Genomic DNA, 26,624 nt, shown 5'->3' with positions numbered 1-26,624 from the left:
TATGTGGGACATAAGGAGGACACGAGGACACGGGTTTCGCGCTAGAATACCGGGGAACGAAAGAGCATGAAGGAGGAGCTGTGCCTCAGCCCGTTGTGGAACTGTATCGTACGATAGAACGCGCCAATGCGAGCGCCAAGGCTGCTGCGGTTGATGCGGGCACCGGCGCCGCCTTCGGAGTGCGACGGCTGACGGTGCCCGCGTTGATCGAGGAGCTGTGGGATCTGTGGGGCGACGGCCGCGCGCTCGTCTCGGCTGACGAGCGCAACGTGCTCGTGGGCGCGCTTTTGGCCGAGCGGGGCGAGCAGGTCGGGCTTCAGACTTCGGCGGGCACCATACGGCTGCTCGCGCGCTTCTTCGCCCGCGTGGGCTGCCTTGTCGACGGCTGCGGTACGGCTGCGGTAGAGTTCACCGCGCGCGAGGGGGCGGTGCTCGACATGGCAGCCTGCTATTGCGAGCGCTTGCACGAGCGCGGGCTGGTGGAGCTCGAGCAAGCGGCCGCAATACTTGCGCGTATGTTGGAGGCCGGGGATATGCCCCCTATCGCTCTTGCCGTCGTGGATGCCGACCGGTTTGGCGCCGGCGTAGAGGCGCTTCTGCGTGCTGCGGGCGGTGTGGGGCCCGATGCCCATAGCGGGTTGTTTCTGCTTCCCGATGCCGTGGAGGAGGCTCTTGTTTTGCCGGCGGGTCCCACGGTGCTTGCCGGCCTGCTGCTGGATGAGATTGAGGACTGCATTGCCGCTGGAGACAGAAGCATTTTGGTGGTGTTTCCCCAGGCCGATGAGCTCTTCGACGTTTTGGCCGGCCCTCTTGCGGAGCGGGGAGCGGCAGCGGCGTTGCGATGTTCGTGCCCCTTCGGCGAGACGCTCGTCGGCCACGCGCTCGCGGCTGCGGAAAGGATCGGCGGCTCGCATCTGGCCGAGTGCGCCGCCGATTTCGGCTACAACCGGCTCTCGGGGGCGCAGCCTCGGGATGTTCAGCGTCTGAACCGCGCTATCCGGGAAGATCGCTGCGCGGGGCCTGAAACGGTGCTGCAGGAGCTGCGCGCCATAGCTCCCGCGTTCGATGCTTTCGCCGCGATTTCCGGAGCCCTGAATGGGAAGGTCGGCGATGCTGCGGGGGCATTTGACGCCCTGGCGGCTCGCATTGCAGGTGATGCCGGCCTATCGCCGGCCGAGAGAAAGCGTGAGGCGGCGGCCCTGGAAAAGATTCGGGGATTGCTGGAAGCTCGAGCGCGCGTGGGCGGTGCCGCCTGCCCGGTGGGCCTTCTTTTGGAGGCGGTGTCGGTGCCGGTGCAGGTAGCGATCGGCGACTGCGCGCCGTCGGTCGAATTTGCATCCATGGAGCGTCTTGACTCTCTGGTGGCGGCCACGTACGACACGGTAATTGTTGCCGATCTGTCCCAGGCCGCCTTCCCGGCGAGGGCCGAGACGACGGCGCTCGACGGTCTTGCCGAGAAGCTCGGCTACGGCAGTGCGGCTGATGAGTTCGAGAGAGAGCGGATCCGCTTTGCCGCGGCTCTGGAGGCTGCCCGCCGCCGCTTCACCATTGCAATTTCTCAGCGAGACGAGGGGGGTGAGGAAACCTATCCCGCTTTTCTGCTGAGCGAGTATGCCGATAGCCTGGTACAAGCTGCTGAAAGTACCGGTAATGCGGCCTACGCTTGCGATTGGAGCGCTCGGGACAAAGGCGCTTTCGACCTGCCCGCGCCGTTCGTGCGGGGTGCCCGCCGGGCCGGGGAGGAGTCGCTCGTCCGCGGAGTGGGACGCAACTTTGCTGCGCCGACGAACATGAACGAGGTGCTCCCTGCGGTGCGGGGTACGCTGCGCGGTCTCAGGTTGACTGATTTTCTGAAGCATGCACCGGGTGCGGCGGGGGATGCTCTCGTTCTGTCGCCTTCTGCTATGGAGGCCTATCTGGGTTGCCCTTACGGATGGTTCCTGCAGAGGCGCATTCGTCCGAACCCGCCAGACGAGCAGTTCGGGGCGGCCGAGAAGGGCAGCTTTGTCCACAGTGTGCTGGCGCGTTTCTACGACGAACTGGCGGCTGAGGGAATCACGCGCGTCGATGCGGGCAATCTTGCGGCATGCGAGTGCCGTCTCGACGACGTCTTCGATCGATGCGCGGCGCAGCAATACGCCGGGGAGCCCGGCTCGGGACGCCTGGTGGCGCGCTCGAAGAGCGAGAAGGTGGAGGTCGAGCGCTTGCGAGGGCAGCTCCACGGAACGCTGCACCGCTTGGCGGCATTCGCCCCGGCCTACCGGGTGTTTGGCCACGAGTTGGCCATCGTTCCGGATGACGGCATCGATTACGCGGGATTCCGCCTGAACGGGCGCGCCGATCGCGTCGATGTCGATGCGGAATCGGGACGGTTCGTCGTGGTCGACTACAAGGGGTCAGCGGGCCGCGATTACGCGGCGGCCATGAAGGACGACGGGGATGTGCTACTGCCCGGTCGCATTCAGGCCGATGTGTACGCCCAGGCTCTGCGCGCGCGTCTCGAAGGGCTGCACTGCGCCGGCGCGCTGTACCTGAGCTATTCCGCACGGAACCGCGGCACCGCTTTCGTGGGGGCCGCCGATGACACCTTCGACGACGGGGACTTTCTGGGCGGTGCCTCGACGGTTCCCATGAACTTCGAGGCCTATCTCGACGCGGTGGAGGCATTGGTTGCCGACGGGCTTTCGGGTCTTCGGCGGGGCGAGATCGCTCCCGTTCCGCGTTCGGCTTCAACCTGCCGTTTCTGCCCTGCCGTGGGCTGCGAGAGGAGGCTGTCGTGAACCTCGATCAGTGCACAGATGCCCAGCGTTCGGTTGTCACTACGCTGGATGCTCCGCTTATGGTGTCGGCCGGTGCCGGCTCGGGAAAGACCTTCACCTTAACCCAGCGGGTGGCCTTTGCGCTGGCTCCCGGCAACGGGAAGCCCTATCTTCATTCGGTGGACGAGCTTTTGGCCATTACCTTCACGAAGAAGGCTGCCGGCGAGTTGAAGGGGCGTATCAAGTCGCTGCTTTTGGCTGAAGGACTTTACGACGAGGCGCTGAAGGTGGACGGGGCCTGGGTGTCGACGATTCATGGCATGGCCTCGCGCATTCTACGCGAGCATGCGCTTGAGATCGGCATCGATCCGGCCTTCGAGGTTATCGAGGGGGCCGAGCGCGAGGAGCTGCTCGCCGAGGCGGTGGAGTCGGTGATCGCCGAGGCCGAGGCGGCCGGCGATCCCGTGCTCGGCCGCCTCTTGCTGGCCGAGCGTTTGGGAGGCGACGGCATCTCGGGCGGGATAATGGACCAGGTGGAAGCTGTGCTTGCTCGTGTGTACGCCATGCCCGAGCGTTTCGAGGGGCTCGATGTGTCCGCAAGGGGCGCGAAACCCGGGGCTATCGTGCGTTGGGCGTGCGCCTATGCCGACGAGATGCTTGCGGCGAGCGAGGCATGGGTGAAGCCGAGCCCGACCAAGCTCGCGTTCGTCGATAACCTGACCGCCGCCCGGGATCGGGCTCTCGGGTGGCTCGACGGGGCGCAGGATGCCTCCTTTGACGATCCTGATTTCGACATCGACGGCTTCTGCCGGCTCTTCTACGGCTTCCCCCTGACCACTGGCGCGGCCACGGGGAAGGACAAGCCCAACTTCGACGACTGGCAGCGCGCGATGATTGATTTGGAGCGCGAGGTGCGTGCTGGCGCGGCCTCCCTGTGGCTGGCGGCCGTCGTGTCGCTGGCTCGCAAGGTGGATGCGGCTTTTGCCGCGCTGAAGGGCCCGGGACGCCTGGACAACAACGATCTTCTGGCTATGTGCGCCCGCGCCTTGCGCGAGCACCCGACCATCGCGGAGGATCTGCGGAATACCTTCAAGATCATCATGGTTGACGAGTTCCAGGATACCGACCGCATGCAGGTGGACATCGTCGGGGCCATCGCGCAGCCTGGGTTCTCCAACGTGTGCACGGTGGGCGACGCCCAGCAAAGCATCTACCGCTTCCGCGGCGCCGACGTGAACGTGTTTATGGAGTACCGGCGCGATCTGGAGGCACGCTCGGGCGGGGACGCTCTCGTGCCGCTTAAGAGTAACTTCCGCAGTCACAGCGATATCCTCTCCTTTGTCGAGCACGTGTTCTCGGCCGACGAGGTATTCGGCGACGACTTCCTGCGGCTGGAGGCCTGTGGGTCGGTAAACGATACCCCCGACCCGCTGTTCGAGGGGGGCGCCGGCATGACGCGCCCTCGCATTCGCGTTCACGTGGCCCAGCGCCCTTGGTCGGGGGTCGACTCCTCCGTTACCTTGAACGCCTCCGCCGCGGCTATCGCCGACCATTTCGCCGACTTGGCTGCCGCTGGCGCCTCGGCCGGGGACATGGTGCTCTTGCTGGGGAATATGAGCCGGGCGCACTGCTACGCCGAGGCTCTGCGCGAGCGCGGGCTGGCCTCTATGATCACGGGGGGCTCGGTGTTCTCCTCCATGCCGGAACCGGCGCTTGTGTCGGCGCTTTTGCGGTTCGCCGTGAACGCGCGCGATGACGAGGCTTTGTACCAGGTGCTGGTCGGCCCTCTGTTCGCGGTGGGTGATGATAGCCTGCTCGTTTTGGCCTCTCGCCGGCGCGAGGACGGCAACATCGGGTCCCAATCTATCGGCACCGGTTTTGCGAGCCCTGCCCTCGGCGACGACGCGCGGGCCCTTGGCTTGGATGAGCCGGCGGTGGCCGTTCTGATGGAGGCTCGTGCGCAGTTGGCGGCCTTCGTTCGGCGTGCGCGCGGAGGCCAGGCCAAACGGGCGCTCGAGGAGCTTTTCGTGGCCTCTGGATTGCTCGACCGTCTGGAAGCCGAGGGCGTGGACGGTCTTGCCGCCGGAGGCAACTTCGCCAAGGCGCTGCGCCTTGTGGCCGAGATGGAGCGCACCTGCTGCGGCATAGCGTCGCTGTCGGCCTCGTTCGACGCCCATCTGGCCACGGCCAAGGAGGCACCTGGGGCGCTTGCCTCGTCGGGCTGCGATTTCGTGCGCATCATGACGGTACATGCCTCCAAGGGTTTGGAGTTTTCCCATGTGGCCATTGCCGATTTGAAGGACGGGCGCGAGAATGCGGGCCGGCTTGTGGTGGAGAACATCGGTCGGAAGACCTATGCCGCCGCAAGTTTCGCCGATCCGGAATTCGAGAAGTCCCGGGGTACCTATGACCGTATGGCGAAGAAGATCGAGGACGATCTGGCGCCCGATTTGAGCTCGCTTGAGGAGGGAGCTGCGGAAGCGATCGAGGGGCTCTCTCCCGGCAAGCGTTATGCGGCGTTGGCTGGCTACGCGAAAGACCAGGCGCTTGCCGAGGCGCGCCGTCTGCTGTACGTGGCGCTTACGCGCGCGAGCCGTTCGCTGCTGGTATCCCTGGAGTTCAGGGGCAATCCCGACAAGGGCTACGCCGGCGCGGGCGTCTTCGAGGATATCTACCGTGCGGTGCCCTGGTCCACATCCGATCGCATGGCGGTTGACTGCCTGGAGTATGGCGGTTCGGCACCCGCGAAAGTCGAGTTCAGGTACTTCGCTGCCGAAGAGGATGAAGGCGATGGGGGAGATGCTGCGGAGGATGGCGACGGCCAGCGTGCGGCGGGCGAGGCCGATGCCGATTTGCCTGCGGATGGGTACGCTGCCGATGCGGACGGGGCGGCCGATGGCGACCCGGGGCCCTTCCTGATCGCCCGGCGCGAGCCGGTGCCCACGCCTCTGGCGGTGCCGCGGAACTTTGCGCGCGAGGGCCTGTATTCCTATTCGTCGCTGTCGGGTGCGCACCCTGATAGCGACGAGCCGGTCTCAGAAGACGGCGAGGGACGCATCGCGCCGGCCTTATTTGAGCCTTCGGCCGGCGCTGAGGCCGTTTCCGAGTCGACCCCGTCCGCGGTTGGGGCCACGCCGGGGTGGCCGGCCGGTGCTGCGGCCGGCAGCGCCTTCGGATTCTCGGCCAACGCTGCGGATGGCGCGCCCGAGAGCGCCACGGCCCTCGGCACGGCGTTCCACCGCCTGGCCCAGCAGGCCATCGAGCGCAGCGACCAAGGGGCGCTCTTCTGCCCTGGGGAGGCGGCTATCGTAGCGCAGATTCAGAAGGAGGGCCTGTCGGAAGGGCAGCAGGCGCGCTTGCGACAGGCGCTCTCCCGCTGGCTCGGAAGCGACGAGTCCGCCCGCTTCGCTTCCTTCGAGATGCGCTCCGCTGAGGTGCCCTTCATCGTGCAGGTACCCGCCGGTCTTTCGGCGGACGACCCGGCTGAAAGTGTCATCCCGAGCGAGCGAAGCGAATCGCAGGATCTTCCGCGCGATTTCTTCTTCCTGGAAGGGGAGATCGACGGCTTGGCCGACAACGGCGATGGGGCCGCTTTCCTCATCGACTACAAGACCGGCGGCACTCCCGACGAGGCGCCCGAGGCCCTGGATGCGAAGCACCGTCTGCAGGCGAGCTGCTACGCCTACGCGCTCATGCGCGCGGGCTACACGTCGGTAGACGCCCACTTCCTGCGCATCGAGCACGCCTCGGCGGACAATCCGCGCGACCCGCAGATCGTTCCCTATCATTTCGATGAGGACGACCTCCCCGCGCTGGAAGCGCTTATAATCAGCACGCAGCAAGAAGCAACGGCATAGCTCCATCCGTAAGGGACTCCACCCGTAGGGGGCGACTTCAGTCGCCCCTCTGCCGTAAGCGACAACGACTCAATGAACGTGGGTAATTTCCCGGGTGCGAAGGGGCGAATGAAGTCGTCTCCTGCGGGTAGCGGCAGTGCGCTATGCTGTCAGATGAAAGAGCGAAAGACAAGGAGGCCCTACGGTGGCTCGTGAGCATACTGGAACCAACCGCGAGCGCAGCGAGTACTACGGTGCGCTGCAGGATCTTGTGGACGCGCTGTTTGCCCAGTACGGCGATTTGGACCCGACCATCGCCGAGGCCATCGGCGCCAAGGTGCGCCGGCTCGACGTGGTGGTGGCCGCCGAGGCGGCCGATCTGCCCGAGGAACTGCTGCGCATCGTCACCCTGCTGCCGCCTGGCGACTATACGCGTACACGCCTATGCACCCAGCTGAACTCTGCCATCGCCGGCCACGCCTGGGGCCAGGTCTACGGCACGGTGGAGTAGGGACTGGACGCCCGCGGCGTTGTCGTCAGTGAAAAGCGCACTGTAAAAACGTGTGCGACGAGGGTGTAGGCGCATATACGGCAAAAGAAGAGGGCCCGTAGGCCCTCTTCTCGTTGTCGCTATGTCGCCTGGGTTAGAAGCGCAGGCTCAGGCAGGACAGGCCGCCGTCAACCTTGCGGTACTCGGAGGTGTCAACCACGAGCGTCTTGTAGCCCAGATCCTGCACGGCCTTGAGCACCGTGGGGTAGCCCTCGGGCACGATGACGGTGCCGTTCACCCAGATGCAGTTGGCGCCGTAGGCCTCGTCCTCGGGCACGACCACCTTGTTGTACGCGGCGAAGTCGGGCTTGTCGATGAACTCGCCGGACACGAGCATGTTGCCGTCCTCCAGGTAGTTCACGCCGGTCTTCAGGTGCAGTACCTCCTCCAGGGGCACCTCGGAGCCAGAAAGCCCCCAGCCCTCCAGAATCTCGATGAACTGGCGGATGCCCTCCTCGTTGGTGCGGGCGCTTCTGCCTACGAAGAAGTGGTCGCCCACCATCATCACGTCGCCGCCGTCCAGCGTGCCCGGCGCCACGATGTGCTTCACCTTGTCGTCGTCGAAGAACAGGCGGATGGTAGGCTCGATGGCCTCCTTCTCGCCGTTGCGGCTGTCGGCGCCGGGATTGGTGATGATGGCGCCGCAGCGCGTGATGACGGCCGGGTCCTCCACGAAGCAGGAGTCGGGGAACTCCTCCAAGGCCGGCAGCACCGTTACCGCCACGCCGCACTGCTTCAGCGCCTCGATGTAGTCGTCATGCTCCTCGATGGCGCGCTCGTAGATGGGCTGGCCCAGCTCGGGGGCGCTGGTGATGCCGTCGCACAGCGACTTGCCCGGGCGGCGGACGATGACGTTCTCGAATTTGGTCATAGATGACTCCTTGTCTCCGCGAAACACGCGCATTTGCGCGCAGGAACAGTGTAGCGCTGACGCGGCGACAATGGGCGGGATTCTTGGGCTTTCAAGAGGTTTTCCGCAGCGGCCGAAGAGGCTGCGGGGGCTAGCCTTCCTCGCGTTCCAGGATAAGGTTGCCGAGGAATCGGATGATGTCATCGGACTCGAACATCGGCTCGCCATCTACCACCAGGCACGGCACCTGGCCCTTGCCGGCCAGGCGGATGAGGTCGTCTTTCACGCCAGGCTCCAGCGTGTCGCGCATGGGCATGGCGATGTCCTCCTGCTCCATGAAGGCGAGCACCTTGTGGCAGAAGGGGCAGGTGGGCTTGTAGTACAGGACCATATTGTCGAAATACATGGGAGATCCTTTCTCGCAGACAAGACTCTTCCTCGTTTCTGGTCAGAAAAGCGACTTTTGTGTCGCTTCGACCGTTCGAATTGATGATAAATGCTCATTTAGGGCTGCAGGGGACGGCTTTCATCTGGTCAGAAGACCGTTTAATTAACGCAATTCATTATATTGAACCGTAGACACGACACAAAAGTCGCTTTTCTGACCAGAAACGAAGGAAAAATGTGTCGCAACCTTGGCTGAGGGGGCTGCGGCCAAGCCGCTCGGCTCTTATGTTGACGGCGATGCTCGTCTATGGGGGTACAATGGCCAGGTAATTGACGATTGCTCGAGGTTCGAGGCCGCGTGAAATGCCGCACTGGCGCTCGCGCAGAGCCGCTTCGGGCACGCGACGAAGGAGAACTGTCCATGGGTAGGGTCTACAATTTTTCCGCCGGTCCGGCTGTGCTGCCCGAGGAGGTGCTGCGCCAGGCCGCTGCCGAAATGCTCGATTACAACGGCACCGGCATGTCCGTCATGGAGATGAGCCACCGGTCTGCGCCCTTCGCCGAGATCATCGAAACCGCCGAGGCCGACTTGCGCGAGCTTCTGGCTATTCCCGATAACTACCAGGTGCTTTTCCTGCAGGGCGGTGCCACCCAGCAGTTCGCCGCCATCCCCATGAACCTCATGCGCAACAAGAAGGCCGACTACATCGTGTCGGGTTCTTGGTCGAAGAAGGCGTGGAAGGAGGCGAAACTGTACGGCGAGGTCCGCTGCGTGGCCTCCTCCGAGGACGAGAACTTCTCCTACGTGCCCGATGTGGCCGGCCTTCAGTTCGACCCGCAGGCCGATTACGTGTACATCTGCCAGAACGAGACCATCTACGGCACCACCTATCCGACGCTGCCCGACACCGGCGACATCCCGCTCGTGACCGATGTCAGCTCCATGTTCCTCTCCGAGCCCATGGACGTGTCGAAGTTCGGCCTCATCTACGGCGGCGTGCAGAAGAACATCGGGCCTGCCGGCGTGACCATCGTCATCGTGCGCGACGACTTGGTGCGCGAGGACGTGCTGCCCTTTACGCCGTCCATCATGCGCTACACCACCCAGGTGGAGGCGAAGTCGCTTTCCAACACCCCGCCGGCCTACGGCATCTACATCTGCGGCTTGGTATTCAAGTGGCTGAAGAACATGGGCGGTCTGGCGGTTATGGCCGAGCGCAACAAGGAGAAAGCTGCCATCCTGTACGATTACCTGGACCAGAGCCAGCTGTTCCGCGGCACTGCCCGCAAGGAAGACCGTTCGCTGATGAACGTGCCCTTCGTCACGGGCTCGGCTGAGCTGGACGCGCTGTTCGTGTCCGAGGCTAAGAGCCACGGTATCGAGTCCATTAAGGGCCACCGCTCCGTGGGCGGCATGCGTGCGAGCATCTACAACGCCATGCCCAAGGCCGGTGTGGAGGCGCTCGTGGCCTTCATGGCCGAGTTCGAGAAGAACAACGCGTAGGGGAGAAGTCGAAAGGACGCATCCATGGCTATGAAGATTCTGGTCACGGAAGATTTGGTGCAAGAGGGCATCGACTCGCTGGTCGAGCGCGGCTACGAGGTTGATTTGCTCATCGACCCTACGGTCGATGAGCTGGTCGCTGCCATCGCTCCTTACGATGCGCTCATCGTGCATCCGAACACCCACGTCGACGCCGCTCTTCTGGATGCGGCGGAGAACCTGAAGATCATCGGGCGCGCCGGTGTGACTGTGGACAACATCGATGTGGAAGCGGCCTCCGAGCGCGGGATCGTCGTGTGCAACGCGCCGAACTCCAACGTGATCTCGGCCGCTGAGCACACTATGGCCCTGCTGCTGGCCGCTGCCCGCCATATTCCCGAAGCCAGCGCCTCCATGCACGCGGGCCAATGGCGCCGCGGCGACTTCATGGGCAGCGAGCTGTACGGCAAGACGCTGGCCATCTTCGGGCTCGGGCGCGTGGGGGGCCTGGTGGCCGAGCGCGCGGCGGCCTTCGGCATGAACCTCATCGGCCACGATCCCTACTGCTCGCCGGAGCGGGCGCTGCATCTGGGCGTCACGTTGTACGACGAGGTGGCTCCGGTGCTGGCCCAGGCCGACTTCATCACGGTGCACCTGCCGCGCACGGTGAGCACCGAGGGCATGTTCGGCCCCGACGAGTTCGCCGCTATGAAGGACGGCGTGGTGCTGGTGAACGCCGCCCGCGGAGGCATTTTCAACATGGAGGCCTTGGCCGACTTCGTTGCGGCGGGCAAGGTGGCCGGCGTGGCTGTGGATTCCTTTGAATGCGAGCCCTGCACCACGTCGCCCCTGCACGAGTTTCCGGGGGCCATCCTCACGCCGCACCTGTCGCCCATGACCCACGAGGCCCAGCGCCGCGCCTCCGCCCAGATTGCGGAGTACGTGGCGGCCGGCCTGGAAGGCGGCATGGTGGCCACGGCGGTGAACCTCTCGCCGCTGCCGCCCGAGGCCTTCGACATCGTGGGACCCTACATCCACGCCTGCAAGATGCTGGGCGCGATGGCCAGCCAGATTCTGGGCCGCACGCCCAAGAACCTGAAGTTGGAATTGGCCGGCACCTTGTGCGACGCCGATCCGGCCCCGCTTCTGGCGGCGGTGCTGGACGGCGGCCTTTCCTACCGCCGCCTGGGCGCCTTCACGGCGGCCAGTGCCGAGGCGGTGGCATCCCAGCATGGCATCGCGGTGACCACTGCTGCCGAGCGCAACGCCGAGGAATACGCTTCCTCGGTGCGCGTGGTGGCCGATGAGGTGGAGGTGGCGGCTACGCTCTTCGGTACCGAGCACGCCCCGCGCATCATCTCGCTCATGGGCTACAAGATCGACATCGCCCCGGCGGCCTGCTCGCTTGTGTTCGAGTACGTGGATGCGCCCGGCCGCATCGGCACCATCGGCACCATTTTGGGCGAGGCCGGTGCCAACATCACCACCATGCAGATCGGCACGAAGCCCGAGGAGTCCTGCGCGCTCGTGTACATGAACGTGGAGGGCGCGGTGGACGAGGCGGTGCTTGCACGGCTGCGAGAGGCCATCGATCTTCGCAACCTCTGGAAGATCGCGCTGTAGGGCCATCGCGCTCGCCGATGCCGGGCCATCGGAACTTTTAACGGTACGTCGACGGCGCTTCCGCAGGGAGGCGCTGTTGCTTTTGCTATGATTCTTCCGATCAGTTTTAGCTGAGCGGCCACGTTACGGACGACGAGAAAGAAGGAACGGCCATGACACGGAAGATCGACATCTTCGACACCACCCTGCGCGACGGCGAGCAGTCGCCGGGCGCCTCCATGAACACCGAGGAGAAACTGGTCATCGCCCGCGAGCTTCTTCGCCTGAACGTGGACGTCATCGAGGCGGGATTCCCCATCTCCAGCCCGGGCGACTTCGAGAGCGTGCGGCGCATCGCCGAGCTGGCCGGCGACGCCGCCACTGTCTGCGCGCTCACCCGCGCGGTGGAGAAGGACATCGACTCGGCGGCCGATGCGCTGCGCTACGCCAAGCGCCCGCGCATCCACACTGGCATCGGCGTGTCGCCCTCGCACATGCGTGACAAGCTGCGCATCACCGAGGACGAGTGCGTCGAGCGCGCCGTGAAGTGCGTGAGCTATGCCAAGAAATTCGTGGATGACGTGCAGTTCTACGCCGAGGACGCGGGCCGTTCCGACTTCGCCTTCCTGGCGCGGGTCATCGAGGCGGTCATCGCCGCCGGTGCCACGGTGGTGAACATCCCCGATACCACGGGCTACTCGCTGCCCGAGGACTTCGGCGCGCGCATCAAGTACCTGATGGACAACGTGAAGGGCATCGAGGACGTCACGGTGTCGGTGCACTGCCACAACGATCTGGGCATGGCCACGGCGCTGTCGCTCGCGGGCGTGCGTAACGGCGCCACGCAGATTGAGTGCACCATCAACGGCCTGGGCGAGCGTGCGGGCAACACGGCCATGGAGGAAGTGGTCATGGCCATGCGCATGCACGGCGACGAACTTGATGCCCATACCGACATCAACACCCGCGAGTTCATCAAGGCGAGCCGCCTGGTGAGCTCCATCACCGGCATGAACGTGCAGGCCAACAAGGCCATCGTGGGTGCCAACGCCTTCGCGCACTCCTCGGGCATCCACCAGGACGGCGTGCTGAAGAAGCGCGACACCTACGAGATCATCGATCCGGCCGAGGTGGGCGTGGGTGCCAGTCAGATCGTGCTGACGGCCCGCAGTGGGCATGCGGCCCTGAAGCACCGCCTGGAGGAGCTGGGCTACAGCTACGAGGGCGAGGAGCTCGACCGCATCTACACCGCCTTCCTGGATGTGGCCGACAAGAAGAAGGAAGTCTACGACGAGGACCTGGAGGCCCTCGTGAACGAGCGCGACCGCGAGGAGACCGCCATCTACACGCTGGAGGGCGCCCAGGTGAGCTGCGGCTTCCCCCTGAAGCCCACGGCTACGGTCACCCTGCGCGGCCCCGAGGGCGATGTGCGCACCGTGTGCGACTGGGGCACTGGTCCCATCGACGCCGTGTACAAGGCCATCGACCAGATCGTGCAGGTGGAAAACGATCTGTCCGAGTTCGCGGTGACCGCCGTGACCCGCGGCATCGATGCCCTCGGCGAGGTGACGGTGCGCGTGAAGGCCGCCGGCGGCGAGGTGTACGTGGGCCGCGGTGCCGACGGCGACATCATCGTGTCCTCGGCCAAGGCCTATCTGAACGCCCTGAACCGCCTGCTCTCCGAGAAGCGCTAGGGGGAGCCGCGCGGCGAGTCGGCATACGGGCCTTTTACAACAAGGAAAGTGCGAAAGGGCTGCCTACGGGCAGTCCTTTTCGTTGGTCGGGGCAACCCATGAGGCATGCATCGGCTTATGCTGCCGGAGATGCCTTTCCTGCAGCCGACAGGCAAGTTGAACAAATGTCGAAACCAATCGCGAAACTCTCGCATGCTTTGCCTCATTGCCGTTGAGAAAAGGGTGCCATAGAGTAAGACGGTGAAATGAAATCTCTCATGTATTCGATGGGTGGAAGTGAAAAGTATGGGATTGACGGGCGAACAGTTGCGCATGGTCTCGGTTCTCCTAGCCGGTGCGCTTATTGCGGTGCTGAACCAAACGCTGTTGTCTCCGGCTTTGCCGGTAATTATGGACGATTTTCGGGTAGACGCTACCACTGTGCAATGGCTTACGAGCGGTTATGCCCTGGTGGAGGCGATTGTCATCCCTTTGTCGGCTTATTTGATGGGTCGCTTCACGACGCGACAGCTTTTTATCGGCGGCATGGTTCTCTTCTTCGCCGGTACGATGCTCTCTGCCTTCGCGCCGATATTCGTCTTGCTTCTGCTCGGACGAATGCTGCAGGCTGCAGCTACTGGGTTTGTTATGCCTATGGTGTTCTCGATTATCGTGCTGGTGTTTCCCCGTGAGCACAGGGGAAGCGCCATGGGACTTGTGTCTCTCATTATCGGATTTGCGCCGGCCGTGGGTCCGTCACTCTCGGGTGTGATGGTGGAAACAGTGGGCTGGCGGGCGCTGTTTGTCATTGTGGCGCTCTTTACGGCCGCTGTTATCGTGGGCGCTGTCGTTGCCCTGCGAGATACGTTCGCTTTCGAGCGTGCTGGTTTCGATAAACTCTCGGTAGTGCTGTCGTCCCTGGGCCTGCTGGCCCTGCTGTACGGACTGTCTTCCATTGCCTCCACGCGGACTCCGTGGATACAGGTAGGGCTTATGCTTCTTGGATTGGTGCTCATGGCGTTGTTCGTGCGTCGCCAGCTGAAACTGCCTACACCGTTTCTTCGCATCCAGGTGCTGGCCACTCGCGAGTTTCGTGTGTCCGTCATCGTCATCGGCGCCTTTCAGGCGGTTCTCGTGGGCTCGGGCGTGCTTCTGCCCATCATGCTGCAGAACGTTCTGGCTGCAACACCCCTGCAGACCGGCCTTATCATGCTGCCCGGAGCAATATTGGGCGCGACGACAGCGCTCATGGCCGGCAGGTTGTTCGATAAGCTGGGCGCGCGCCGTCTGGTGCTGCCTGGCGTGTTCCTCGCCATGGCGGGCGGTATCGGGATGATCATGTTCTCCACAGGCACCACGCTTGTGTTTGTGGCCTGCGTGTACACCGTGCTGATGGTGGGTCTCGAGTTCACCATGACTCCTGTTAGCACCTGGGGGCTGAATGCGCTCACGAACAATGTGATTCAGCATGCGAACGCCACCTCTAACACTCTCAACCAGATCTGCGCATCGCTGGGCACCGCCATCTTGGTGTCGCTGTCGGCTCTATCGTCCTCCCTTTACCCCTCGCTTTCGTCGCTTGAACAGCAGATGGCGGGCATCCATATCGCCTTCACCTTCGCGGCGGTCATATTGGCGGCCGTGTTCGTGCTAGCGGTATTCGCAGTGAGGGACCGCGGGCTGGAGCCTAGCGCTCAAGCTGACTACGTGATGGAGGCTATGCCCACGGAGGCCGGGACCGTCATAAAGGTGGGCGCGGTCATGCGTCGCGACCCGTACTATGTGGGACAGGACGCCCAGGTGAGTAAGGTGTTTCGTCTCATGATTCAGCACAAGACATCGGGGCTGCCCGTCGTTGACGACCAGATGCGTGTGGTGGGATTTGTGTCAGACGGTGATATTATGAAGTACATAGGTCGAAACGACGCTACGGTGCTGGACACCACGCGCATGCTGTACCAAGCTGCCGACGACGAGGATTTTGCCCAGCGCGTGGTGTCGCTCATGAGTCTGCCGGTGAGAAACATCGCCACGCTGCGTGCTATCAGCGTGCGGGTTGACACCGCTCTTGAGGAGGCTTGCCGTCTTCTGGCGGAGCGGCGCATCAAGAAGGTGCCGGTGGTGTCGGATGGGAAGCTGGTGGGCTCGCTCTCCCGCAGCGACATCATTCGCTCTACTATGGAAAATCTTACCGCCATCGAGCAGATGGCTCGGAGCGAAGATATCGAGGGGTCAAGAGCTTAGCGAACGTTGCGGCGCGCGAACTCCTCGGTTTTGAAAGAGCACAGTAGATCGAAGGCCATGTCGGAATCGTCGATATCTGCGCCGGTCAGTTCCTTAATGCGGTTCAGCCGGTAGTACAGCGAGCTGCGGCTGAGATGCAGCAAATCGGTGCAGCGGTAGATGTTCTTGTTGTTGAGCAGGTACACCTGCAATGTATGGTGCAGGTCGGTGCCGTGCGCCTGGTCATAGTCTGACAGCAATTCCAAAACGGGATGGGTCATGTTGGACAGGGGTAGCTTGTTCTGGCAAGCAGTCAGCATCTCGAAGAAGACATTGTCGCAGTACCAGCTGAGGTGCGAAAACTTCTCGTAGCGCGAGCCGTACTCCAGGGCACGGGTAGCCTGGAGTACGGCTTGTGGAAGTTGGCGAATGTCCGTACAGGGGTTGCTGATGCCTGCGCGCACGCCGTCCTGGACGGCGAGCTCCTCCAGGGCTGTTGTGTCGGCTGGGGAAAGAGTGGGAGCTTCGGCGTTTATGGGAATGACCGCCACCAGGTGGTGTCCGGAATAGGCCACGAGTGCCTGGGGCAAGAGCGCCTTCAGGCGAAGCCGCAGGTAGGGCACGATGTTCTGGCGCGCATCGCCGTCCGGGTCGAGCACGACGGCGCACATCTTGTCCGGGATTTGGCCGGCCGCCAGGTACGAGAACTTGTAGAACAGCCCCTCGATCTCCTTCGGGCTCTCGGCCTCCAGGATGTCCGCCAGCAGCTTCTCCTGGGCGGATCCCATGTTCTTCAGCCCGAAGCGCCCCTCGATGGTGGAGGCCACCACGTTGCTGATGACGGCCAGCTGCGCGGTGTGTCGGTCGGTGAAGGGCGTGTTGCACGAGTGGGAGATGAGATACCCCAGGTTCTTGTTGTTGGCGTACAGCTTGCAGCACAGCACCGGGTGCTCGCGCCTCAGGCACGAGGAGAAGTAGGGCTCGTTGTCGGGATAGCCAACATACTCGCCGCGCTGCTTGCGCTCGGCTTCCACCTTGTCGGCTTCCAGGGCGAACAACAGCCACTCATCGGTGAACTGGCCGTCCACGATGCTGTTCTCGAAGGGGGAGCCCTCGATGGGGTAGCCTTCGGACAGCGCCATGATGTTGTACGAGATATCCATGAGGATGAGCGGGTTTCCGATGATGCGGCTGGCCTCGTCCACGATGACCTGCAGGTCGTTCTCACGCCCCGCCGCCACAACGTACTGCGAGAGCTGCGCCACGAGCATCGTCTCCTCCGCGAGGAAGTCCTTGGCGAAGTTGAAGAGCGCGAAAAGGCGATCCTCGGGGAAGAACGCCAAGCATCCGTGGCTCAGGGTGAACTCGCGGGGCACGGTGCCGCACAGCAGCAGGGGCGTTTGCGGGGGCACCTCCGCCCCGGGGCTTATTTGGTCGAAGTCGCCGACGTAGAGCACGTCGGGCTCGAAGGAATCCAGCTCTCGGTCGAGCAGATAGATGTTGCGGATGTTCGCGGCTCCGGCCGTGGAGAGCTGCGTGACGGGGAACTTCTGCTCGAGCGCGGACATGATCTTGGCAAGCTCCATGGCGAACCAGACTCCTCGGGTACGGGTATTAGGACGATTGTTCAATCTAGCATAGCAAATGCCCCACAATTGTCAAAAGTGCTCCAGTCGATATTTCCTCGAGGTAAAGCTCATTTTGTTCGGAAATGAGATGGTCGGATTTGGGTTATCTTTAATTGAGGTACGATCGTAAAGAAAAGATAAGCCGATTAAGGTATGTTTTACCGCAGAATAAAGTCATTTACCAGATTTTGCTTCAACGGATTATTGGTTTGTACGGCATTGGGTGGACGGCAATGAAGAATGGACGTTGTTTTGCTTTCGAAAGCCTTGGAATATTATCCAAATCTTTTAGTAGATTCTCGAATTGATTGCTGTATTGCGACTATGTGTACACCGTACGTATAGTGCATCTAGGGCATTGAGGCCCTGAATGTTCAAACGCCTATAAGAGGAGGCAAGCAACATGGGAAATCGTCTCGAGAACAAGGTAGCTATTGTGGCGGCAAGCACGCGTGGCATCGGAAGAGCTACGGCAGAGTTGTTCGCAAAAGAGGGCGCGAAAGTTGTTGTGTCCGGTCGAAATGAAGAGCTGGGCGTCAAGTTGGTGGAGAGCATCAAGGCCGACGGCGGCGAAGCTATGTTCGTGCGAACAGATGTCACTGTTCCGGAAGACATGGAGAATTTGGTAGCAAAGACTGTTGAGCAATACGGCACTATTGATATTCTTGTCAACAATGCGGGCGGAGGTAACTCCCAGAACTTCGTTGACTACACTGTTAAAGACTGGAATGATATTAACGATCTGAACGGTCTTAGTGTCTTTCTGGGGGTAAAGAACGTTCTTCCGATTATGATGAAGAACGGGTCTGGCTCCATTGTCAACGTTACGTCGACTTGCGTGCATAAGGCAACGTGGGGTTCCACGATTTACGCCTATGCTAAAGCAGGCGTCATTGCAATGACGAAGTTTTTGGCTACGGAATTCGCGGAGTACGGTATCCGTGTGAACTGCGTATCTCCGGGTGTTGTGAACACTGACATCCACAAGGAGTACTCGGCCGAGATCCTCAATGCGATGATCGAGGATATTCCTATGAAGCGTATGGGCGAGCCTATCGAATTGGCTTATCCGATTCTGTTCATGGCGTCTGATGAGGCTTCGTATTGCTCCGGACGCGTCTTGGATGCCAATGGGGCATGGGCTTTGTAGAGCCGTCTTGTGTCCCAGCCGTCTTAATTCTAAGCAGCTCCTTGCAACGAAATGAATCGGGAAATAATACAAGGTAGGAGGTGACATTTAATGTCGCAGAAAATTGTTGCGTGCTACAAGTGGGTTCTAGATGAGGCCGATGTTTCTTTCGACAAGGATTTGAACCCCGACATGAGCAAGGCCCGACCGAAAATCAGCGAGTACGATCGCAACGCCATCGAGGCCGCCGTGCAGCTGGCCGATGAGGCTGGGGAGGGGTTGTCCGTCGGTCTGACCGTGGGCGACTCAGGTGCCGCGTCGTCTCAGAAGGAGGCCCTGGCCCGCGGCCTTTCCGAGGCCGTGCTGGTGGATACGGGCGCCGAGGCGGTGACCGACTATGTGGTGTTGGCCGACGCTCTGGCCGCCGGCATCGGCAACATCGGCGAGGTGTCCGTGGTGGTGTGCTCGGAGGGGTCGAGCGACCAGTTCGGCCGCCAGACCGCCCCGCGCCTGGCCGCCGTGCTCGACTGGCCCGTGGTCACCGCGGTGACCGGCATGTCCCTCGAGGGCGACACCCTCAGGGCGGTACGCAAGCTGGAGGACGTGGAGGAGACCGTGGAGGTGCCCCTGCCCTGCGTGGTTGCCGTGCTGCCCGAGATCAACAGCCCCGAGATGCCCGGTATGCGCGCCATCCTGGACGCCCGCAAGAAGCCGAGCGAGCAGGTGGCCCTGGCCGACCTGGCCGTGGAGACCGACCCGGCCGCCGAGGTGACGGGCCTGAAGGGCTACCAGACCGAGCGCAAGAACATCGTGATCGACGAGGGCTCCGCCGAGGCCAACGTGGCGGCGCTGCTCGCGGCACTGCGAAAGGAGGGCGTTGCGTAATGGCTGCCGAAATCTTTGTGTACAGCGATAAGGCCGGACTCGCTGCCGAGCTGGCGACCCTGGCGAAGTCCATGGGGGGCCGAGCGAATGCCATCGCCTTGAGCGCCGCCGAGGCGGCCGACCTGTCCGACTCCGACGCCGACAAGGTGTACCTGCTCACAGGCGCCGATCCCATGCCCGAGAACAACGCCCGCGCCATAGCCGATTTCCTGAAGGAGCGGGGCGCCTCCGCCCTCCTGGTGGGCTCCACGATGCGCGGCCGCGACTTGGCCGCGCAGGTGGCCGGCTTCGCCCGCGCCGCCCTGCTGGCCGACGCCTCCGACCTGGCCCTGACAGACGAGGGCCTCACTGGAAAGCGCATGGTGTACGGCGGTTCGCTGGTGCAGCAGGAGACCGTCCCCGGCTTCGCCGTGGCCACGGTGGCCGCGGGCAGTTGCGAGCCCGGCTCGGGCGCAGCGGAGATGGAAGAGGTGTCTATCGCCCCTGCTGGCCGCGTGAAGGTGGTGGAGTCCAAGCCAGCCGAGAGGTCCGGCGTGGACCTGACCGCCGCCAAGACCGTGGTGGCCGTGGGCCTGGGCATCGACGATGAGGCCGACCTGGGCATGGTGCGCGAAGTGGCCGCTCAGCTGGACGGCGGCGTGGGCTGCACGCGCAGCGTGGCCGAGGATCGCGGCTGGTTCAGCACCGACGAGTACATCGGTATCTCTGGATTGGTACTGAAGCCCGACCTGTACTTGGCCGTGGCCCTGTCCGGAGCCCTGCAGCACATGTTCGGCGTGCGCGAGGCCAAGACCATCGCAGCCGTCAACACCGCCAAGGACGCCCCCATCTTCCAGCAGGCCGACTACGGCATCGTCGGAGACTACAAGGAAATCATGCCTTTGCTTTTGAAGGCCCTGAAAGAGGAGAACTAACATGACGACTTTCTACTACCCGCTCAACGAAGAGCAGAAGCTCATCCTGGACACGGTAAAGGACTTCGCCGAGAACGACATCGCCCCGCTGCTCCCTGAGATTGACGAGACCAATGCTTATCCCTGGAAGATCTACGAGCGCATGGGTGACCTGGGCCTGTACCACCTCATGCTTCCCGAGGAGCTGGGCGGCGGAGGCCATGGCGTGACCACGGCCCTGCTTATCGGCGAGGAAGTGGGCAAGGTGAGCCCCTCTCTGGGCTTTGCTGTTCCCTTTAGCCTGGACGCTCCCTTGAACATCGCCCTGTGCTACACGAAGTTGAAAGACAAGTATTTCGATGAGGCTCTCAAGGGAAAAGTGCCGATTGCTCAGGCCGGCACTGACCCCATCGGTGGCTACAACTACCCTGAATGGCCTGTAGCTGCTGTCAAGGACGGCGACGAGTGGGTCCTCAACGGCACGCGCTGCTTCGCCACCTTCGGCGCCGTGGCTAAGATCATCGTGTTCATGGGCCGCGCCGAGGACGGCAACTTCCGCTACTGGTACATGGACCACACCACCCCGGGCATCGAGGTGGCCAAGGTGGAGAAGAAGATCGGCTGGAAGGGCCAGGACACCACGGTCCTGAACTTCAAGGACGTGCGTGTGCCCGCCGACCAGGAACTCACCTTCTTCCCCGACCCGCGCGACGATGATCGTGCCGGCATCGGCTTCGGTTACATGGGTACCGTGGCTGCTGCTGTGGGCGGCATGCAGGGCGTGTTCGAGAAGACCCTTGAGTACGTGAAGGCTCGCAATACCCATGGCGAGCCGATTGGCAACATGTCCGTAGTGGGTGACAAGATGGCCCGTATGGCTACGGAGATAGAGGCCTGTCGCTGCCTGTTCCATAATGCTCTGCGCATCTACGATGCTGACCCCATGAGTGTTCCGCGAGGCCTGCAGAACATGCTGAAGGCTATGACCACCCAGAAGTTCGTGGACATTGCCGTCCAGTGCACTGATTTGTGGGGCGGCCTGGGTATCGTCGAAGACACCGGTATCTCTCGCTATGTGCGCGATGCGGTAAATTGCTTGGCTCCGTGTCGCTCGACGGACGCCCACTATCAGCAGATTGCATCTTTCCTGGGTCTTGGCGTAAAGTACACGCTTTCGGATTAGGGTAAATTATCTGGGTTAACCTTCTGAAGAGGTTGGACTCGCTCAGAATTGGGCAGCCTCAGATTTCAGAAGCATCCTTATCACTTCAATATCGGGTTTGAAAGGCGGAATTCGCTTCCTCTTGATTAACTGCGCGTATCTGCGGCGCAATAAGGAGAATTCCGTCCTTTCATGGCCCGAAACCCTTTGAAAGGGGAAAGCTATGAAAAGCAAAACAATTTTGAAGTTCACCCTGTTATCTCTTGCGTTCTTGGGGGCTGCCGACTACATCTTCATTCCTATCAGCGCGGAGATTTTCGCCATTTTCCCAGATGAAAACCAGGCAATTCTGAACATGCTTATAACCGTCTCGCTCTTTGCCTGCGTGGCCGGCGCCTTGCTGAGCGGCGTCTTGGCGAAGCGCGTAAGTAAAAAGTACATTCTTGTTGCCTCGGAGCTCATTCTTCTGGTGGGCGGCGTATTCGGTGGAGCTATCGAGAATGTCTATTACATGCTAATTATGCGCATGCTCGTCGGTTTGGGCTATGGCTCCGGCGGTGTTGTCGTGATTAGCCTCATCACAGAGTTGTTCAGAGACGAGAAGGAGCGCAGCACTCTGGTCGGCGTATACAACGGTATCGCAGCCGCCTTTGGAGTTGCCTGTTCGCTTCTTGCGGGCTTTTTAGCTGTAATCAACTGGCATTATAGCTTCTTGGTCTACGCCATCATCATTCCTATCCTGATTTTGACCATTGTGTTCGTGCCGAAAACCAAGCCCGATGGTAAGACTGCTCAGGAGGAGGACGGTACTGGTCCTCGCGAGAAGGTGTCTTGGGTAAAGCTGGGCGCTGTGGCTATCGCAGTTATGATGTTCCAGTGCATCTTTTGCATCGTCTCGTATTTCCTCGCTCTGTATCTGGCAGAAATGGGTATTGGCGATGCCGCCACGGCTGGCATGTACACATCGTTCATAACCATCGGCCAATTCATATCTGGTTTCATCTTTGCCATTATATTTATGCGTCTGCACCGTGCCATGCCCGTACTTCTCTTTGGGGTCATGGGTTTGGCCTACTTGGGCATGTACGTATTCCCGAATGCGGGCGTTATCGGCGTGGCCGTAGCAATCCTTGGCTGCATCGAGGGTCTCGGAATGTCGTTCTACTATATGCATGCGGAAACAATTGTACCGGCTAACAGCGTATCCTTATCGGTATCTGTTGTTGCGTCAGCCTTGGGTCTTGGCGGCTTCCTGTCCTCCTACGCCATCATCGGCTACCAGGCCATGATGGGCACCGAGGCCATTGCCCCCACCTTCCTGCCCGTGGCCATCACGGCGCTGATCTGCGCCGGCATCTCCGTGGTGCTGGCAATCCGCGCCTCGCGCACGTCCAAGGACTCGCTGGCGGCCTAGGCGTGCCAAATGTCTGACGGGCCCCGCCCCGCGCGGGGCCCCTTCTCGTGAAAGGAGGAGAACGTGTCCGATTCCGATTTCGACATCATCGTGGTGGGCTCCGGGTGCGCCGGCGCCGTGGCCGCCTACGTGGCAGCGTCGGCCGGCAAGAGCGTGCTGGTGGTGGAGCGCGGCGTGTACGCCGGCGCAAAGAACATGACCGGGGGCCGCATCTACAGCCATTCGCTCAAGGAGGTGTTCCCCGACTTCGAGCAGGAGGCACCGTTGGAGCGCAAGATTACCCATGAGCGTATTGCTATGACCGATCCCGAAAGCGCCATGACCATCGACTTCACCAGCCCCGAGCTGGCGCGCGAGGGCCAGGACTCCTACAGCGTGCTGCGCGGCCCCTTCGACCAGTGGCTGGCCGCCAAGGCCGAGGAGGCGGGCGCGGAGTACATCTGCGGCATCGCCGTGGAGGAGCTCATGCGCGACGAGACCAGCAAGGTGGTGGGCGTGCGCGCCGGCGGCGACGAGATCACCGCCGAAGTGGTCATCGTGGCCGAGGGCGTGAACTCGCTGCTGTGCGAGCGCAGCCTGGGCAACCCGCGCCCCAAGCCCAGCCAGATGGCCGTGGGCATCAAGGAGGTGTTCGAGCTTCCCGCGCAGGTCATCGAGGACCGCTTCCTGCTGCCGGAGGGGGAGGGCGCCGCCATGCTGTTCGTGGGCGACGCCACCCACGGCAAGGTGGGCGGCGGCTTCCTGTACACCAACAAGGACTCCATCAGCCTGGGGCTCGTGGCCACCATCTCAACGGCGGGCGACGGGGACAACCCAACCCCCGTGTACCAGATGCTGGCCGACTTCAAGGAGCATCCGGCCGTGGCGCCCATCATCAAGGGCGCGAAGCTGGTGGAGCACTCCGGGCACATGGTGCCCGAGGGCGGCTACGTGATGATCCCGCAGTACGTGTTCGACGGCGCGCTGGTGGCCGGCGAGGCGGCGGGCCTGTGCATGAACATGGGCTACCAGGTGCGCGGCATGGACTTCGCCGTGGCATCGGGCCGCATGGCCGCCGAGGCCGCCTGCGAGGCCATCGACGCGGGCGACGTGAGCGCCGCGGGCCTGGCCGGGTACAAGCAGCGCATGGAGGACTCCTTCGTCATCAAGGACCTGGCCACCTTCCAGAAGTGGCCGCACGTGATGGAGGAATGGGACGCCATGTTCAACGACTACCCTGTCATGGTGCGCGAGATTTTCAATGCCATGTTCTGCGTGGATGGCCAGCCCCAGCAGCCGCTGCGCCGCCGCATCATGCCCATCGTGAAGAAGCGCGGCCTCATCAAGACCGCCCGTGAAGTGAGGAAGGCGGTGAGCGCCCTATGAGCCAGATCGGACCGATCACAGTGAACGTTGACAGCCTCGTCAGCATGGACAAGTTCGAGGTGGACGAGGAGAACGCGCACATCGAGCTGGTGGACGACCCTGACATGGAGGAGTTCAGGAAGCTCGTGCGTCTGTGTCCTGCTGCTTTGTACCGCCTGGGCGAGGACGGCTCTGCTATCTTCGACTACGCCGGTTGCCTGGAGTGCGGCACCTGCCGCATCGCCTGCGAGGGCACCATCGTGAGGAAGTGGGAGAACCCCCAGCCAACCATGGGGGTGGAGTATCGCTTCGGGTGAAGCTGCTCCTTTTGTTCGATGGATCCTGTCGCCTCGACCGCTGTTTGTTTTCTGAGTCGGTTGATGGTCATGGTGAGTTCGAGCACATATCGCTTTCTGCCGAAGCCGGCCGGAACGTTCCGGTCGGCTTCTTTCTTTTCCCAGGTGTTTTCGTGTATGATACGCCGAAACCTTAAGGAGAAGGAGGCGCTATGACAGACGACAACAAGCTCGGGCGCAAGATCACGACGCTGCGCGAGGCCCATCACCTTTCCACCCAGGACTTGGCCGACCGCTGCGGCTGCGAGGTGGAGGCCATCGAGAAGCTGGAGGGCGGCGAGGTGCCCGCGTCGCTGGCACCGCTTATCAAGCTGACCCGCGCCCTCGGCGTGCGCCTCGGCACGCTCATGGACGACGACGAGGACTTCGGGCCTGCCTACATCTCGGCCGATGCCATGGCCGAGGTGGAGCGCGTGAAGTCGCTGCAGACCGCCAAGGACGCCGGCGACCTGTCCTACTTCAGCCTGGCTGCAGGCCGACCCTCCCGGCACATGGACCCCTTCATCATCACGGTGACACCTACCGGTGAGACTTCCCACAAACTCGACTCCCACGAGGGCGAGGAGTGGCTCTACGGCATGGAGGGCTCCATCGAGATCGAGTACGGCAGCGAGACCTACGTGCTCGGCCCCGGCGAGTCCATCTACTACGACTCCATCGTGCCCCACCAGGTTAGAGCGCACAACGGGCAAAATGCTAAATTCTTGGCCTGCGTGTACACCCCGTTCTAGGAGGCGCGATGACTGAAGAGCAGAACAACGCGCCGGTGCCCGGGTCGCCGGATTATCCGCTGCACTCGGAGCTGACATTGGGCGCCTACCTGAAGCAGCAGGTGGCGGTCGACCCCGATCACGAGTTTGTGGTGTACCCCGACCGCGACCTGCGCTGGACCTACCGCGACTTCGACGAGCGCACCGATAACCTCGCCAAGGGCCTGCTCGCCATCGGCATGAAGCCGGGCGATCACTTGGGCGTGTGGGCGCGCAACATCCCCGACTGGCTCACCTTCATGTACGCGAGCGCCAAGATCGGCGTGGTCATGGTCACGGTGAACCCGGTGTACAAGTCCCATGAGCTGGACTACGTGCTGAAGCAGTCGGACATGAAGGCGCTCTGCGTCATCGATGCCTACCGTGACGTGGACTATCTGAAGATCATCCGCGACTTGGTGCCCGAGTCCTTAAGCGTTCAGCGCGGCTTCCTCCGCTCTGAGGAATATCCCTTCCTGGAGAACCTCATCTACATGGGTCCCGAGAAGCACCGCGGCTTCTACAGCGTGCCGGAGCTTCTGCTGCTCGGCCAGCACAAGCCCGACAGCTCGCTGGAATGGGCCCAGGGCCAGTTCGACAACAACGACGTGGTCATGATGCAGTACACGAGCGGCACCACGGGATTCCCCAAGGGCGTCATGCTCACGCACCGCAACATCCTGAACAACGGCTTCTACATCGGCGAGGGGCAAAAGCTCGGTCCCGATGACCGCGTGTGCCTGCCGGTGCCCTTCTTCCACTGCTTCGGCTGCGTGCTGGGCGTCATGGCCTCGCTCACGCACCGCTGCACCATGATCATCGTGGAGGACTTCAGCGCCGAGCTGGTGCTGCAGGCCCTGCACAAGGAGAAGGCCACGGCGGTTTACGGCGTGCCCACGATGTTCATCGCCGAGCTGAACCACCCCGACTTCGACTCCTTCGACCTGTCGCACCTGCGCACGGGCATCATGGCCGGCAGCCCCTGTCCGCCCGAGACCATGCGCGAGGTGATGGAGCGCATGAACATGCGGGACGTGACCATCTGCTACGGCCTCACCGAAACGAGCCCGGTGTTCACCCAGACCTCGGTGGACGACGACATTCCCCACAAGTGCGAGACCGTGGGCCGGGCGCACCCGCCGGTGGAGGTGCGCGTGCTGGATGTGAACGACGGGCACATCTGCGCGCCCGGCGAGCACGGCGAGTTGTGCTGCAAGGGCTACAACGTCATGAAGGGCTACTACAAGATGCCCGAGGAAACGGCCAAGGCCATTGACGAGAACGGCTTTCTGCATTCGGGCGACATGGGCACCGTGGACGAGGACGGCTACTTCCGTGTGACGGGCCGCATCAAGGATATGATCATCCGCGGTGGCGAGAACATCTACCCGCTTGAGGTGGAGAACTTCCTGCTGACCATGCCCGGCGTGCTGGATGCCCAGGTGGTGGGCATTCCCGATGCGAAGTTCGGCGAGATCGTGGGCGCGTTCATCCGCGTGCGCCCCGGCTTCGAGGACATGACCGAGGACGACGTGCGCGCCTACGCCATCCCGCGCATCGCCCGCTACAAGGTGCCCAAGCGCGTGTTCTTCGTAGACGATTTCCCCATGACGCCGTCCATGAAGGTGCAGAAGTTCAAGCTGCGCGAGATGGCCGAGGAGCTGGTGAGGTCGGGGCAGTAGCGCCTTCGAATCTTGCGGC

General features: G+C 62.5%; 19 protein-coding genes. 16 read left to right on the top strand and 3 right to left on the bottom strand.

Annotated features, from left to right (window positions below; all coding sequences use genetic code 11):
• The first annotated feature begins 80 nt into the window (after positions 1-80).
• The 3 genes from VIN30_RS10640 to VIN30_RS10630 all read left to right on the top strand — a co-directional run bounded on the left by VIN30_RS10640 (position 81) and on the right by VIN30_RS10630 (position 7,106).
• Positions 81-2,780: a PD-(D/E)XK nuclease family protein gene (locus VIN30_RS10640; protein ID WP_338211472.1), complete on the top strand. Its 2,700-nt coding sequence runs from the start codon at positions 81-83 to the stop codon at positions 2,778-2,780.
• Positions 2,777-6,616 (top strand): UvrD-helicase domain-containing protein, encoded by a 3,840-nt coding sequence (locus VIN30_RS10635; RefSeq protein WP_338211471.1) that lies wholly within the window; start codon positions 2,777-2,779, stop codon positions 6,614-6,616. The genes VIN30_RS10640 and VIN30_RS10635 overlap by 4 nt, the downstream gene beginning before the upstream one ends.
• 184 nt (positions 6,617-6,800) lie before the next feature.
• Positions 6,801-7,106: a hypothetical protein gene (locus tag VIN30_RS10630; protein WP_338211469.1), complete on the top strand. Its 306-nt coding sequence runs from the start codon at positions 6,801-6,803 to the stop codon at positions 7,104-7,106.
• 133 nt (positions 7,107-7,239) lie between these two features.
• Here the strand turns inward: VIN30_RS10630 and VIN30_RS10625 are convergent, their stop codons facing one another.
• Complete coding sequence (locus tag VIN30_RS10625; RefSeq protein ID WP_338211468.1) at positions 7,240-8,016, bottom strand: dimethylarginine dimethylaminohydrolase family protein; 777 nt, start codon at positions 8,014-8,016, stop codon at positions 7,240-7,242.
• Between the two features lie 130 nt (positions 8,017-8,146).
• Entirely contained in the window at positions 8,147-8,401 is a 255-nt protein-coding gene (locus tag VIN30_RS10620; RefSeq protein WP_338211467.1) for a glutaredoxin family protein, read from the bottom strand.
• Between the two features lie 402 nt (positions 8,402-8,803).
• Between VIN30_RS10620 and serC the strand changes: the two genes are divergently transcribed.
• The 4 genes from serC to VIN30_RS10600 all read left to right on the top strand — a co-directional run bounded on the left by serC (position 8,804) and on the right by VIN30_RS10600 (position 15,384).
• Entirely contained in the window at positions 8,804-9,886 is a 1,083-nt protein-coding gene (serC, locus tag VIN30_RS10615; RefSeq protein WP_338211466.1) for a 3-phosphoserine/phosphohydroxythreonine transaminase, read from the top strand.
• Positions 9,887-9,910: 24 nt separating this feature from the next.
• Complete coding sequence (gene serA, locus VIN30_RS10610; protein WP_338211465.1) at positions 9,911-11,488, top strand: phosphoglycerate dehydrogenase; 1,578 nt, start codon at positions 9,911-9,913, stop codon at positions 11,486-11,488.
• 152 nt (positions 11,489-11,640) lie between these two features.
• Positions 11,641-13,161, top strand: a complete 1,521-nt coding sequence (locus VIN30_RS10605; protein ID WP_338211464.1) for a 2-isopropylmalate synthase — start codon at positions 11,641-11,643, stop codon at positions 13,159-13,161.
• A 285-nt stretch (positions 13,162-13,446) separates the two neighbouring features.
• Positions 13,447-15,384 carry an MDR family MFS transporter gene (locus VIN30_RS10600; RefSeq protein WP_338211462.1) on the top strand — a complete coding sequence of 646 codons (1,938 nt, stop codon included), beginning with the start codon at positions 13,447-13,449 and terminating at the stop codon, positions 15,382-15,384.
• Here VIN30_RS10600 and VIN30_RS10595 read toward each other — a convergent pair.
• Positions 15,381-16,949, bottom strand: a complete 1,569-nt coding sequence (locus VIN30_RS10595) for a PucR family transcriptional regulator (RefSeq protein WP_338211460.1) — start codon at positions 16,947-16,949, stop codon at positions 15,381-15,383. The genes VIN30_RS10600 and VIN30_RS10595 overlap by 4 nt on opposite strands.
• Positions 16,950-17,394: 445 nt before the next feature.
• Between VIN30_RS10595 and VIN30_RS10590 the strand changes: the two genes are divergently transcribed.
• The 9 genes from VIN30_RS10590 (at position 17,395) to VIN30_RS10550 (ending at position 26,605) form a co-directional block, all read left to right on the top strand.
• A complete protein-coding gene (locus VIN30_RS10590; RefSeq protein ID WP_338211459.1) occupies positions 17,395-18,141 on the top strand; it encodes an SDR family NAD(P)-dependent oxidoreductase in 747 nt (248 codons plus the stop codon).
• Between the two features lie 90 nt (positions 18,142-18,231).
• Complete coding sequence (locus VIN30_RS10585) at positions 18,232-19,005, top strand: electron transfer flavoprotein subunit beta/FixA family protein (protein ID WP_338211458.1); 774 nt, start codon at positions 18,232-18,234, stop codon at positions 19,003-19,005.
• On the top strand, positions 19,005-19,919 hold the full coding sequence (locus VIN30_RS10580) for an electron transfer flavoprotein subunit alpha/FixB family protein (RefSeq protein WP_338211457.1): 915 nt from the start codon (positions 19,005-19,007) through the stop codon (positions 19,917-19,919). Before VIN30_RS10585 ends, VIN30_RS10580 begins: the two co-directional genes overlap by 1 nt.
• A 1-nt stretch (position 19,920) precedes the next feature.
• Entirely contained in the window at positions 19,921-21,081 is a 1,161-nt protein-coding gene (locus VIN30_RS10575) for an acyl-CoA dehydrogenase family protein (RefSeq protein WP_338211456.1), read from the top strand.
• Positions 21,082-21,283: 202 nt separating this feature from the next.
• On the top strand, positions 21,284-22,474 hold the full coding sequence (locus VIN30_RS10570) for an MFS transporter (RefSeq protein WP_338211455.1): 1,191 nt from the start codon (positions 21,284-21,286) through the stop codon (positions 22,472-22,474).
• 63 nt (positions 22,475-22,537) lie between these two features.
• Positions 22,538-23,839, top strand: coding sequence for an FAD-dependent oxidoreductase (locus VIN30_RS10565; protein ID WP_338211453.1), 1,302 nt, complete (start codon positions 22,538-22,540; stop codon positions 23,837-23,839).
• Positions 23,836-24,135, top strand: a complete 300-nt coding sequence (locus VIN30_RS10560) for a ferredoxin family protein (protein WP_338211452.1) — start codon at positions 23,836-23,838, stop codon at positions 24,133-24,135. The genes VIN30_RS10565 and VIN30_RS10560 overlap by 4 nt, the downstream gene beginning before the upstream one ends.
• Before the next feature lie 191 nt (positions 24,136-24,326).
• Complete coding sequence (locus VIN30_RS10555) at positions 24,327-24,905, top strand: helix-turn-helix domain-containing protein (RefSeq protein WP_338211449.1); 579 nt, start codon at positions 24,327-24,329, stop codon at positions 24,903-24,905.
• Positions 24,906-24,913: 8 nt separating this feature from the next.
• Complete coding sequence (locus VIN30_RS10550; RefSeq protein ID WP_338211447.1) at positions 24,914-26,605, top strand: AMP-binding protein; 1,692 nt, start codon at positions 24,914-24,916, stop codon at positions 26,603-26,605.
• Positions 26,606-26,624: the final 19 nt, after the last annotated feature.

The sequence above is a fragment of the Adlercreutzia wanghongyangiae genome (genome assembly GCF_035989245.1).
Classification (GTDB): domain Bacteria; phylum Actinomycetota; class Coriobacteriia; order Coriobacteriales; family Eggerthellaceae; genus Adlercreutzia; species Adlercreutzia wanghongyangiae.
The sequence above is the reverse complement of the archived record's forward strand: the minus strand, read 5'-3'. Positions and strand labels throughout refer to the sequence as shown.

Excerpts from the sequence above, each read along its gene's own strand:
- VIN30_RS10600 (WP_338211462.1), top strand. The coding sequence starts at position 13,447 with ATGGGATTGACGGGCGAACAGTTGCGCATGGTCTCGGTTCTCCTAGCC.
- VIN30_RS10560 (WP_338211452.1), top strand. The coding sequence starts at position 23,836 with ATGAGCCAGATCGGACCGATCACAGTGAACGTTGACAGCCTCGTCAGC.
- VIN30_RS10555 (WP_338211449.1), top strand. The coding sequence starts at position 24,327 with ATGACAGACGACAACAAGCTCGGGCGCAAGATCACGACGCTGCGCGAG.
- VIN30_RS10590 (WP_338211459.1), top strand. The coding sequence starts at position 17,395 with ATGGGAAATCGTCTCGAGAACAAGGTAGCTATTGTGGCGGCAAGCACG.
- VIN30_RS10570 (WP_338211455.1), top strand. The coding sequence starts at position 21,284 with ATGAAAAGCAAAACAATTTTGAAGTTCACCCTGTTATCTCTTGCGTTC.
- serA (WP_338211465.1), top strand. The coding sequence starts at position 9,911 with ATGGCTATGAAGATTCTGGTCACGGAAGATTTGGTGCAAGAGGGCATC.
- VIN30_RS10585 (WP_338211458.1), top strand. The coding sequence starts at position 18,232 with ATGTCGCAGAAAATTGTTGCGTGCTACAAGTGGGTTCTAGATGAGGCC.
- VIN30_RS10595 (WP_338211460.1), bottom strand. The coding sequence starts at position 16,949 with ATGGAGCTTGCCAAGATCATGTCCGCGCTCGAGCAGAAGTTCCCCGTC.
- serC (WP_338211466.1), top strand. The coding sequence starts at position 8,804 with ATGGGTAGGGTCTACAATTTTTCCGCCGGTCCGGCTGTGCTGCCCGAG.
- VIN30_RS10575 (WP_338211456.1), top strand. The coding sequence starts at position 19,921 with ATGACGACTTTCTACTACCCGCTCAACGAAGAGCAGAAGCTCATCCTG.
- VIN30_RS10620 (WP_338211467.1), bottom strand. The coding sequence starts at position 8,401 with ATGTATTTCGACAATATGGTCCTGTACTACAAGCCCACCTGCCCCTTC.
- VIN30_RS10625 (WP_338211468.1), bottom strand. The coding sequence starts at position 8,016 with ATGACCAAATTCGAGAACGTCATCGTCCGCCGCCCGGGCAAGTCGCTG.
- VIN30_RS10580 (WP_338211457.1), top strand. The coding sequence starts at position 19,005 with ATGGCTGCCGAAATCTTTGTGTACAGCGATAAGGCCGGACTCGCTGCC.
- VIN30_RS10550 (WP_338211447.1), top strand. The coding sequence starts at position 24,914 with ATGACTGAAGAGCAGAACAACGCGCCGGTGCCCGGGTCGCCGGATTAT.
- VIN30_RS10605 (WP_338211464.1), top strand. The coding sequence starts at position 11,641 with ATGACACGGAAGATCGACATCTTCGACACCACCCTGCGCGACGGCGAG.